Here is a 10,037-nt window from a genome sequence, read left to right on the forward strand (position 1 = left end):
GCTGACCGCTGACCGCTGAATGCTTACGATTATCTGGCTCAACTTAGAATACTCTACCGGAAGAGGAATTTTTCAAAGATGATAGTCCACTGGTTATTAGGATAGAGCAGATATCGGTATAGTATTAAGAGCGACGGATAGCCGGTGAATATTGCGGTTTTAGTTAATGTCTGGTAAAATAACACCCTTCAAGGGCTGTGTGGGAGTGGATTAATGAAACCCCTATTTAAGGATACGCTGGCATGGGAACAAGCTCAACTGCTGATGCAACCTACGTTTATTCGTATAATAGACCAAATTGGGCGACAGTTGGAGCCAACAAACTGGAAAGTCACCTATCAAAACGTTACTACACCCATACCGGGCTATGAGATGTGTTTGGCACATCAAGATACTTCAGTAGCCATTAATTTATGGGATTTGTGTTTCCAAGTCTGTTTTCGTGACTATAAGCCCACCCAGTCTGAATTAGACACTCAGCCAGTAGAAATTGACCCGATGCTGATTGATCAGGCTGGTGAGGTGGATTGGCAGTGTCTAGATGCAAAAGCCAAACAGCTAGTAGAAGAAGTTGTGGCAGGATTGCCACTGGTAGATACCAATGACAAATGACCAATTGCTAGATGCCCAGCGCCTGGCTGGGGCAAAGTTTGAGTCGGTGGCTTCACGGATGATTCCCGTAAGCTTTGGCAATGATGCAGCAGGGATTGAAGCAGCCCGTCAGGGAGTTGCCTTAGTTGATTGTTGCCATTGGGGGTTGATCAAAGTATCTGGTGATGACCGACTACGCTATCTACACAATCAAAGCACCAATGACTTCCAAACACGAAGGCCAGGCCAAGGCTGTGAGACGGTTTTTGTCACATCTACAGCTCGGACTATTGACTTAGCTACTGCCTATATCTTAGCAGATTCAGTGCTATTACTAGTTTCTCCAAATTGCCGCCAGCAGATCATGGAGTGGCTGGATCGTTATATCTTTCCCATGGATCGAGTCGGATTGCAGGATGTATCGGATCACCATGCTGTTTTCTGCTTGATTGGAGCCGTTAGTGATGCCCTCTTCACAGGGTTGGGTGTCGATATCTCAGGAGAAGATGCTAGTCACCAGCAACTGATGCTCGGGGATAATCAAGTCCGCATCGCTGTCGGGAGTGGCTTGGCAATGCCTGGATATACTCTAATTTGCCCTGCCGAGAATGCTGCCCAGGTTTGGCAAACCTTAACTACAGCAGGAGCAATCCCCATAGGCGATCGCGTTTGGGAACAGTTGCGTATCCAACAGGGACGCCCTGCGCCAGGTCATGAACTGACCGAAGATTACAATCCTCTCGAAGCTGGTTTATGGCAAAGCATTTCCTTTAGCAAAGGCTGTTACATTGGTCAAGAAACCATTGCGCGCTTGAATACCTACAAAGGAGTGAAGCAACGACTATGGGGTATCCGCTTAAGTGCTCCTACTGACCTAGGAAGTGTCATTACCGTAGATGGAGAAAAAGTGGGCAAGCTGACCAGCTTGACGGAAACTGACCAGGGAGTGTTTGGTTTAGCTTATATCCGCACTAAGGCTGGTGGTGCAGGGTTAAAAGTTCTCTTAGGGGACGTCGAAGGGGAAATTGTGCCTGTACCTTGCTTGAGTCATGACTATTATGATCCAAGTGCTGAGTAAGTTATCAGCAATCAGCAATCAGCAATCAGCCATCAGCCATCAGCCATCAGCCATCAGCCATCAGCGATCAGCGATCAGCTATTCCCGTAGCGTGGGCGTAGCTTGAGCCATTCCCGTAGCGTGGCCCAAAGGCCAAGACTGAGGGCTGAGGGCTGAGGGCTGAGAGCCTGCGAATGCTTACTGCGATAAAATGTAAGACTAAAGCATTCACACTCCTCCTTTGAGGACATCCAGTTTATGGCCCTGCCAATTGTTGCAGTTATCGGACGCCCGAATGTGGGGAAATCAACCCTAGTCAATCGTTTGGCCGGGGTGACCGATGCTATTGTCCACAACCAGCCAGGAGTAACCCGCGATCGCACTTATCGCCCTGCTTTCTGGCAAGACCGAGATTACTTGGTTGTCGATACTGGCGGCTTAGTGTTTGATGACAATACCGAGTTCTTGCCCTTGATTCGAGAACAGGCAATGGCAGCCTTGAGTGAAGCTAGTGCAGCAGTTTTGGTGGTGGATGGTCAAGCAGGACCGACAGCTGGAGATGAAGCGATCGCGCAATGGTTACGTCAACAACATGTCCCAGTTGTCCTAGCTGTCAATAAATGTGAATCTCCCCAGCAAGGAATTATTCTAGCCTCCCAGTTTTGGGAACTGAATTTAGGAGAACCCTTCCCGGTCTCAGCAATTCATGGCAATGGTACAGGAGAATTACTAGAAAAGCTGGTTACCTACCTGCCGAATGTAGACAATATCCCAGAAATCCCAGAGATTAAAGTCGCTATTGTCGGACGCCCCAATGTGGGAAAGTCGAGCTTATTGAACACCCTAACTGGGGAAAATCGCTCCATCGTCAGTCCAATTTCTGGCACTACTCGTGATGCCATTGATATGGTAGTAGAACGGTCAGCCGACCCAAACAAGGGTACTGAAGCCCAAACTTATCGGTTGATTGACACCGCTGGCATTCGCAAAAAGAAAAACGTTACTTACGGACCAGAATTTTTTGGTATTAATCGTGCCTTCAAAGCCATTCGCCGCTCAGATGTAGTGCTACTGGTGATTGATGCTATAGATGGCGTGACAGAGCAAGACCAAAAACTGGCAGGACGTATTGCGGATGAAGGGCGTGCTGCGATAATTGTAGTCAATAAGTGGGATGCCATAGAAAAAGATTCCTACACTATCTATGAATACCAAAAACTGGTTAAAGACCGACTGAGTTTTATCGAGTGGGCTGAAATCATCTTTGTCAGTGCCTTGACAGGCAAGCGGGTCGAAACAATTTTGGATTTAGTTGACACCGCTGCTAATCAACATCAACGTCGTGTCTCTACCTCTGTAATTAATGAAGTCCTACAAGAAGCCGTTAGCTGGTACACTCCTCCCACCAATCGCCAAGGACGTCAGGGCAAAATCTACTACGGCACCCAGGTAAGAACTAAACCCCCCACTATTGCCCTGTTTGTTAACGACCCCAAACGCTTCAAAGAAAACTACCGTCGCTACATAGAGCGTCAGTTCCGCCAACAATTAGATTTCACCGGTACACCACTACGCTTACTGTGGCGAGGTAAAAAAGTCCGTGATGGAGAAGAAGCTCAAATCAACCTGAATCGAGCTACCCGTGTTTGATAACTAACCCTCTCGACTACTGCCCACTCAGGACTCACCACTAACATGGACTTATTGCGATCGCTTCCCATCGGACTGTATTTGGAACAACCAGTAACCTGGATGCATCACCTCGACTCCAGGGTCAAGATGTTTTGGTTGACCAGTTTTCTGATCGCACCCCTGTTGGCAAATCCCTACTCTAGGATCGGGTTATCCTCGTTACTGATTTTAATCACCTTATCTGCTAGGATTCCCTGGCGGGTGTGGCGTCAGCAAATGGGTTGGTTGTTGATGCTGGCATGTTTTGTCTTCCTGATCACTGCGATCGCTCCAGATGGTATGGCCATTGACCATCAAGTCAGACTACCTGAAGAACTCACCCTACCTCAACCTAGTGACTACCGTTATGTGATCTGGAGTGGTAAAGCCTTTACTATGATTAGTGTTACTATTACTCGTCGCTCAATAGATTTAGCGATCCGCATCAGCACAACTCTATTTATCCTAGTTTACAGTTCCAGTCTCTTCCTGCTTACCACAGCACCAGAAGAAATTACCGCAGGTTTAGAAAGCTTAATCAAACCCTTACGGCGTTTGAATGTTCCAGTTACCGAAATTCTGCTGACCTTAACCCTTTCCTTGCGCTTTATCCCCCTAGTGCTCGAAGAAGTACAGAATTTAGGTCGTTCCATACGCACTCGTGCTATCAACTGGAAAAAACTCGGTCTGAGCCGAAGCCTACAAGTTTGGTTAATGGTTGCGGAAAAGCTTCTGGAAAATCTGCTGTTACGGGCTGAGCAAATTGCTAGTGCCATGACTGTCAGAGGCTTTACTAGTCCCAATGAACATCAAGTGGAGTGGCATCAACTGCGCTTACGCTGGTGTGATTGGTTAGCACTGGCAAGTTTACTAGTATTTTGGGGAGTAAGATTAACCTGGGGTTGGAAAATTTGAATCTTTGGTGAAAAACATAGCTATGGTTTAATCTAGGTAACTTAAAGCAATCCCTAGGCTTTAAAACCGGAACAGTCAAAAGATATGTATCTCAGCCATCTCTATGACAAATCAATCACCGTCCGAGCGGACATCACCCCCAACAGCTCCTCAGCCAAGTCGTAAACCAATTCTAGACCTTGATGAATTACTGGCAATTATCGTAGCCTTCGCTACTATTGGTCTAATTCTGTTTTGGGGAACGAGGGGCAACCGGGGAAAATTTAGCTTAAAATCCGTTGATTCTCCCATAGCATCATCTAAGTCAACGGGGGAATCATCAATATTCCCAAGCCTTAAATCAATCACGGGTGGGGGTAAGTCATCATCTGCGCGCTCCTCATGGTCCAAATCAAGAAATCGTTCTTTGTTTAGGGGATATTCACCTGATCCAGCTACCGGTTTAATGCTTGGGTCAGCTCAACAAGATAACTCACCAGAGGACTCAGAAACTAATCAATTCCTGGGGCTATTCTCATCGGGGTACTCATCGACAGGATATCCCGACCGCACCATGGCTAAGGGCAAAGCCGGATCAGATGGCACTACTGACGGTAGCACAGGTTCTGACAAAGCCGGATCAGATGGCAGTACTGACGGTAGCACAGGTCCTGACAAAGCCGAATCCTCATCACAAACTATCCCTATAGATGTTAGCGATTTCCGCTCCATTCAACCAGCAGAGATTCCTAATAATCATTGGGCAAGTCCTTTCATGATACCTCTAGCCCAGGACAAGCTATTAATTAACTTACCTGATCAGAAATTTCAACCGAACAGACCCGTGACAAGGGGAGAGTTGGCTGCTCAAATTCAAAAAGTGTTTCAAGAGCAGAAGAAGCGACAACGAGTAAATTATAAGGATAAACCTACTGATAAATCAGCCTCTAAAGCCATTGATGAAGCTACCGAAACCGGCTTCATGTCAGGATATCCCGGAGAGAAGTTCCGTCCTGAGCAAAAGGTTCCTCGTGTACAGGTTTTGGTTAGCCTGATTAGCGGTCTTGATCTTCAACCTTCATCGAATCCAGCCAAAACCTTACAGATTTACCGAGATAAGAATCAGATTCCTGAGTGGGCGATTGATAAAGTAGCAGCAGCAACAGAAGCGGGTATAGTTGTTAACTACAGTGACAAAACCTTGCTCAGACCCAATGAACCTGCTACTCATGCTGAAATGGTCTCTATGCTTTATCAGGCTTTGGTCAAATCAGATAAGGCTCAAGGGGTTTCCTCTCCATATATTGTAGCTCCAAAATAGAATTATCGGTAACCCGTTCAGGTAATGATTAGTTCATTTTAATCAACTTTATTGATTAGCCCGGAGTTAAAACTCCGGGCAATATTTTTTATGGGAATAGTAGGATAGCCATTTTCAATTGGGCTACCTTATTGGTTATAGGAAACAGGGAATAGGGAGCTTCCGAGCAGGGAGTAGGAAACAAAGAAAAAAATCCTGTGTACCTCATTACTATGACAAAGCCTTGTCAAGCATGAACCATTACCAAAGTGCTCTGACAGGTATCCCAATTGGGGTTCGAGGAGGAGTTGTCACTGTTGGCTGTACAGGAGTGGAAATGACAGTTCTCCGAATACGGTTCATCCGTTCGATACGCCTCTGTTGGAGAGACTCTAACACCTCGCTAACACTACTGGTAACCCTCCTAGTGTCTGAACTCGCCAAAGCAATTGAACTAACAACATTAACGATACGATTCCCAGCCATCAAGACTTGCTTACCTTCTATCAAATGCCATTGCCTGAGCTTGGAAGTCGGTAGCCAAACAGTTTGGCTCTCACCGTTGTCAAGCTTAACCTTTACCATATTGCCAACGATACTCTTGATAGTACCTTTGTTAAGCTCTTGCCCCCTATCTTGTTTGAGGATCCGGTTTTGGGCTTGTTCACCCATTGGATTAGCCTTAGCGGGAGCCATAGCAAGGGTACACAGCAGCAGTGACAAGGTAGTCCCTGTCCACACATTCAAGTTTTTAATTTTCATCATCAACTTAACTTATATTTATGTTAATCGAAGGATTTAAAATTAACTAATCTACTGTAATATCTACGGAAATAATAGATTTTTTCCGGAATATTTATCAGGAGATTTACTAATTTTTTATAAAAACAACAATTCTAACCTGGGTGTTAAGGTTTTTGGTAATGTGGCTTTTCAAGTCTATTAAAGTGATGTTATAAAGTTGTTATAAATAAAAAATCATTAGGAATGGTGAGAGGTAAATTGCTATCTCGGAGCTTAATGCTACTCTGCTTGAGTATAGTAATTCCAATACTTGATGGGCAACAGCAGGTAGCTGCCTCTGAAAAAACCAGTAGTCCTGACGCTACTACCAAAGAGGTTTTACATCAAAATCAATTGCCTGGAATTGAAGTCCCAAAATTGCCACCCCTTGGAGACCCGGATATATATCTTCCTCTAGAAGAAGACATCCCAGCAGAGGCTACTCAAATTACTCGTTTGGTGATTAAATTGAGTGAACGTCGTGTTTATGTCTATCAAGCGGCTCAAGTCCTAAACAGTTACCCAATTGCCATTGGTAAAGCGGGTTGGGAAACACCAACAGGCAATTTTGAAGTGATCCAAAAGCTTCAGGATCCAGCTTGGGAGCATCCCTGGACAGGTGAAGTAATTCCTCCAGGGCCGAATAATCCCCTTGGCGATCGCTGGATTGGTTTTTGGACTAATGGGAAGAATTATATTGGATTTCATGGAACAACTGCTGAGGAACTCGTCGGACAAGCTGTTTCTCACGGTTGCATCCGAATGCTCAATAAAGATGTCCGAGATTTATTTGAAAAGGTGGCTATAGGAACACCGGTAATCGTACAGCCTTGACATCCTCTCCGGGAATAGGTTAAACCCGAGACCTAGAGACTTGAGCCCTTAGCTCTTCATAATTATAAGATTATAACAGCTGAAAACCCCGTCACAAAGCGAGCGGGGATGAAAGCTTATAGCGGCTTGACGCGCCTTCTAGGAGTGGGAGAATTTCATCTTGTATCACTACAGAAAGTGTAAGCTGATGCGTATTTAAATTGGTTTTTCCCAGATCCGCTGTTCCCAGATCCGCTGTTCCCTTTGAGAGATTTAGGTATCCCAATCTAAATGCTGAACAGCTTAACAATGCCACTTGTCGTTTTGTTCTAAGTCTGCTAGCATAATAATATAGCAGAAGAGGTCGAGTTCTGATGATCATACTTGAGTTTAAGGCATACGGAAAAAAAGGACAGTATCAATCCATTGATGAGGCGATTAGGACTGTCAAGTTTGTGCGAAATAGCTGTCTTCGTCTGTGGATGGACAATCAAGGTCTAAATAAATATGATTTAAACAAATATTGTAAGACCTTGGCCAAGAATTTTTCATTTGCCAATGAACTGAACTCGACTGCTCGTCAAGCTGCGGCTGAAAGGGCATGGTCATCGATTGCTCGTTTCTTTGATAACTGCAAGAAAAAGGTACCTGGCAAAAAAGGCTTTCCCAAATTCCAAAAGCATTGCCGTTCTGTTGAATATAAGCAATCTGGTTGGAAAATATCTCCAGACAAAAAGTCTATTACATTCACCGACAAAAAAGGGATAGGAAGGCTTAGATTAAAGGGTACATGGGACTTGTGGCGTTTTGAAAAAAAACAGATCAAGCGGGTTCGGATAGTAAAAAGAGCTGACGGCTATTATGTTCAGTTTTGTGTTTCCGTTGATTGTACGGAAACTTTAAGACCTACTGGCAATACTGTTGGCTTGGACGTGGGGCTAAAAGAGTTCTATACCGACTCTAATAGCTATGCCGAACCTAATCCTCGATTCTACAGAAAAGGGGAGAAAAACCTTAAATTTTATCAACGTCGAGTATCTCGCAAAAAGAAAGGCTCAGCTAACCGTAAGAAAGCAATTAATAGACTAGGTAGGGCACACCTCAAAATAAGTAGGCAACGTCAAGAACACGCCAAGAGACTGGCGCGTTGCGTAGTCCAATCTAACGATTTGGTCGCTTACGAAGATTTGAGAGTCAGGAATTTGGTTAAAAATCACTGTCTAGCCAAGTCTATTAATGATGCAGGTTGGTATCAATTCAGAAAATGGCTAGAACATTTTGGTCAGAAGTTTGGCAGGGTGACTGTAGCAGTAAATCCTGCCTATACTAGCCAGAATTGCTCTCAATGTGGCGAGGTAGTGAAAAAGTCTCTATCAACTAGGACTCATGCCTGCAAATGTGGTTGTCAATTAGACCGCGACCACAACGCTGCAATCAATATTCTTGAAAGAGCCTTAGGTACGGTGGGGCACACCGGAACCTGGATCATTGATCCGAACTCTTCCGGAGATCTGTCCTCTACTTTTCCTGACTCCGGTTTGGTTGAGCAAGATGGGTCGTTGAACGAAGAATCCCCGCGTATGCGCGACCGGGGAGTGTCAATAATTTTAAGATAGCGATGAGTTAAATAGATCCCACGCTTAGCGCACTCCCAATTGATTTGGGGTCAAAGAACCAATGGTGAAATTATTGCCCCTATACCTCGACTTGTGGTCTGTTGCTCCACTTCCGGTCTTGGAGAGTTTCACAACTCAAATCCGATTGTTATAGTTATGATGGTGTAGGTTAAACTAACCGAAAACTATCTAGAGAAACTATCTAGAGAAAATATTAAGGTCAGCACCCCCCTGTTGCCTAGACGGGGCTTCAAGCCTCCGAGGCTAGGTAGCAGGGTGAAAACCGCACTTGACGTTCGTTTTTCCGACCCGGCCCCCCATAAACGGGGTTTCCAAACTTCAAACTTGTTTTTTTATGAGTAAATCAATAATTGAGTTAGTTGATGAACTGTCAACAGATAGCCTAACCGTAAAAATACTGAACGCACTGGATTTTGTGATCCCAGGGGAGTGGGAAAACCTCGTGGGGTTTAACCACACCATTCGCAAGCTAACTGGGGAAGAGGATTACGAGGTGATTACGAAAATTCGCGATCGCGCCCTCGCCATCTACGAAGACCCCAATGAGGGATACCAAAAAGCCGTTGGAATTTATCAAAAGTTTGACAGAACTGACAAAGCGATCGCAGCAGCCGCTTTAGCTGACAAAGTCGGGGATACCTTTAGGTGGATCCCGTTTTTAGAGAAACTGACTCCTAAAGCTGACAAGCTTCAAGGGGTTGACTTGGGTCTGAAATTAGTGGGGGAATTACTTGCCCATAGCAAAATTCACAAGGTTGGCTTGAATCCCTTTGAGTTTGCCAGTTCTATCCGGGAAAACTATGATCAAGCTGCTCTGATGCGGATGGTAGCTTTAGTTTGCATTGATGGGGTAATTCCTCTTGGTGCAGACTTTGTGTCTAAAGTAGGAAATACCCTTGAAGAAGGAGATCAATCAGCCTTTGCCAACAATGATGAGTTTGAAGCCATCAGTGACTCAATCCCAGATGGCGATAAACAGGGATTCATTACTCAAACCTTTGATGCAGTTGGTGGCTGGATGGATAATTTAGTTTCCTCTGTTGGATTAAGCCGTGATTCACTGTCCGATAGTTTGGGGGGCTTTGTAGAAATTGCCGATGACAAGTTAGACTATGTGGCGGCATTTCTAGACGCTAGCACTAACTACTATGAGCATACTGGCATTCAAACCGTTGCGCGTCATTTAATTCTTCGTGCTGCTGAAGAAATTGACTAGGGTAGTGGTAACTGCTCACCCTAAATGATCAGTGATTAGTATAGACGTTCCATGGAACGTCTATACTCAAAAAGG

General features: G+C 44.9%; 10 protein-coding genes. 9 read left to right on the forward strand and 1 reads right to left on the reverse strand.

Annotated features, from left to right (window positions below; translation table 11 throughout):
• Positions 1–213: 213 nt before the first annotated feature.
• The 6 genes from F6K37_RS23060 (at position 214) to F6K37_RS23085 (ending at position 5,534) form a co-directional block, all read left to right on the forward strand.
• Complete coding sequence (locus F6K37_RS23060) at positions 214–612, forward strand: hypothetical protein (protein WP_008190663.1); 399 nt, start codon at positions 214–216, stop codon at positions 610–612.
• Positions 602–1,669, forward strand: a complete 1,068-nt coding sequence (gene ygfZ / locus F6K37_RS23065; protein ID WP_287252364.1) for a CAF17-like 4Fe-4S cluster assembly/insertion protein YgfZ — start codon at positions 602–604, stop codon at positions 1,667–1,669. Before F6K37_RS23060 ends, ygfZ begins: the two co-directional genes overlap by 11 nt.
• The gene (locus F6K37_RS23070) at positions 1,641–1,775 is read left to right on the forward strand and encodes a hypothetical protein (protein ID WP_287252366.1); all 135 of its coding nucleotides are present in this window, start codon (positions 1,641–1,643) and stop codon (positions 1,773–1,775) included. Before ygfZ ends, F6K37_RS23070 begins: the two co-directional genes overlap by 29 nt.
• A gap of 131 nt (positions 1,776–1,906) precedes the next feature.
• Positions 1,907–3,298: a ribosome biogenesis GTPase Der gene (der, locus tag F6K37_RS23075; RefSeq protein ID WP_287252367.1), complete on the forward strand. Its 1,392-nt coding sequence runs from the start codon at positions 1,907–1,909 to the stop codon at positions 3,296–3,298.
• Between the two features lie 45 nt (positions 3,299–3,343).
• On the forward strand, positions 3,344–4,234 hold the full coding sequence (locus F6K37_RS23080; protein ID WP_008190658.1) for an energy-coupling factor transporter transmembrane component T family protein: 891 nt from the start codon (positions 3,344–3,346) through the stop codon (positions 4,232–4,234).
• A gap of 103 nt (positions 4,235–4,337) precedes the next feature.
• Entirely contained in the window at positions 4,338–5,534 is a 1,197-nt protein-coding gene (locus tag F6K37_RS23085; protein WP_287252369.1) for an S-layer homology domain-containing protein, read from the forward strand.
• Between the two features lie 240 nt (positions 5,535–5,774).
• Here F6K37_RS23085 and F6K37_RS23090 read toward each other — a convergent pair whose 3' ends face one another.
• Positions 5,775–6,278, reverse strand: coding sequence for a hypothetical protein (locus F6K37_RS23090; protein WP_131827103.1), 504 nt, complete (start codon positions 6,276–6,278; stop codon positions 5,775–5,777).
• A 222-nt stretch (positions 6,279–6,500) separates the two neighbouring features.
• Between F6K37_RS23090 and F6K37_RS23095 the strand changes: the two genes are divergently transcribed.
• The 3 genes from F6K37_RS23095 (at position 6,501) to F6K37_RS23105 (ending at position 9,962) form a co-directional block, all read left to right on the forward strand.
• Positions 6,501–7,130 (forward strand): L,D-transpeptidase, encoded by a 630-nt coding sequence (locus F6K37_RS23095; protein WP_008190650.1) that lies wholly within the window; start codon positions 6,501–6,503, stop codon positions 7,128–7,130.
• Positions 7,131–7,483: 353 nt separating this feature from the next.
• A complete protein-coding gene (locus tag F6K37_RS23100; protein ID WP_287252371.1) occupies positions 7,484–8,725 on the forward strand; it encodes an RNA-guided endonuclease InsQ/TnpB family protein in 1,242 nt (413 codons plus the stop codon).
• A gap of 355 nt (positions 8,726–9,080) precedes the next feature.
• Positions 9,081–9,962 carry a hypothetical protein gene (locus F6K37_RS23105; protein WP_008190642.1) on the forward strand — a complete coding sequence of 294 codons (882 nt, stop codon included), beginning with the start codon at positions 9,081–9,083 and terminating at the stop codon, positions 9,960–9,962.
• The last annotated feature ends 75 nt before the right edge of the window (positions 9,963–10,037 follow it).

This window comes from Moorena sp. SIO4E2 (assembly GCF_010671945.1).
GTDB classification, from domain to species: Bacteria; Cyanobacteriota; Cyanobacteriia; order Cyanobacteriales; family Coleofasciculaceae; genus Moorena; species Moorena producens.

Coding starts and splice junctions, on each gene's coding strand:
- F6K37_RS23085 (WP_287252369.1), top strand. CDS start 4,338: ATGACAAATCAATCACCGTCCGAGCGGACATCACCCCCAACAGCTCCT.
- F6K37_RS23095 (WP_008190650.1), top strand. CDS start 6,501: ATGGTGAGAGGTAAATTGCTATCTCGGAGCTTAATGCTACTCTGCTTG.
- F6K37_RS23090 (WP_131827103.1), bottom strand. CDS start 6,278: ATGATGAAAATTAAAAACTTGAATGTGTGGACAGGGACTACCTTGTCA.
- F6K37_RS23060 (WP_008190663.1), top strand. CDS start 214: ATGAAACCCCTATTTAAGGATACGCTGGCATGGGAACAAGCTCAACTG.
- F6K37_RS23070 (WP_287252366.1), top strand. CDS start 1,641: ATGACTATTATGATCCAAGTGCTGAGTAAGTTATCAGCAATCAGCAAT.
- F6K37_RS23100 (WP_287252371.1), top strand. CDS start 7,484: ATGATCATACTTGAGTTTAAGGCATACGGAAAAAAAGGACAGTATCAA.
- ygfZ (WP_287252364.1), top strand. CDS start 602: ATGACAAATGACCAATTGCTAGATGCCCAGCGCCTGGCTGGGGCAAAG.
- F6K37_RS23105 (WP_008190642.1), top strand. CDS start 9,081: ATGAGTAAATCAATAATTGAGTTAGTTGATGAACTGTCAACAGATAGC.
- F6K37_RS23080 (WP_008190658.1), top strand. CDS start 3,344: ATGGACTTATTGCGATCGCTTCCCATCGGACTGTATTTGGAACAACCA.
- der (WP_287252367.1), top strand. CDS start 1,907: ATGGCCCTGCCAATTGTTGCAGTTATCGGACGCCCGAATGTGGGGAAA.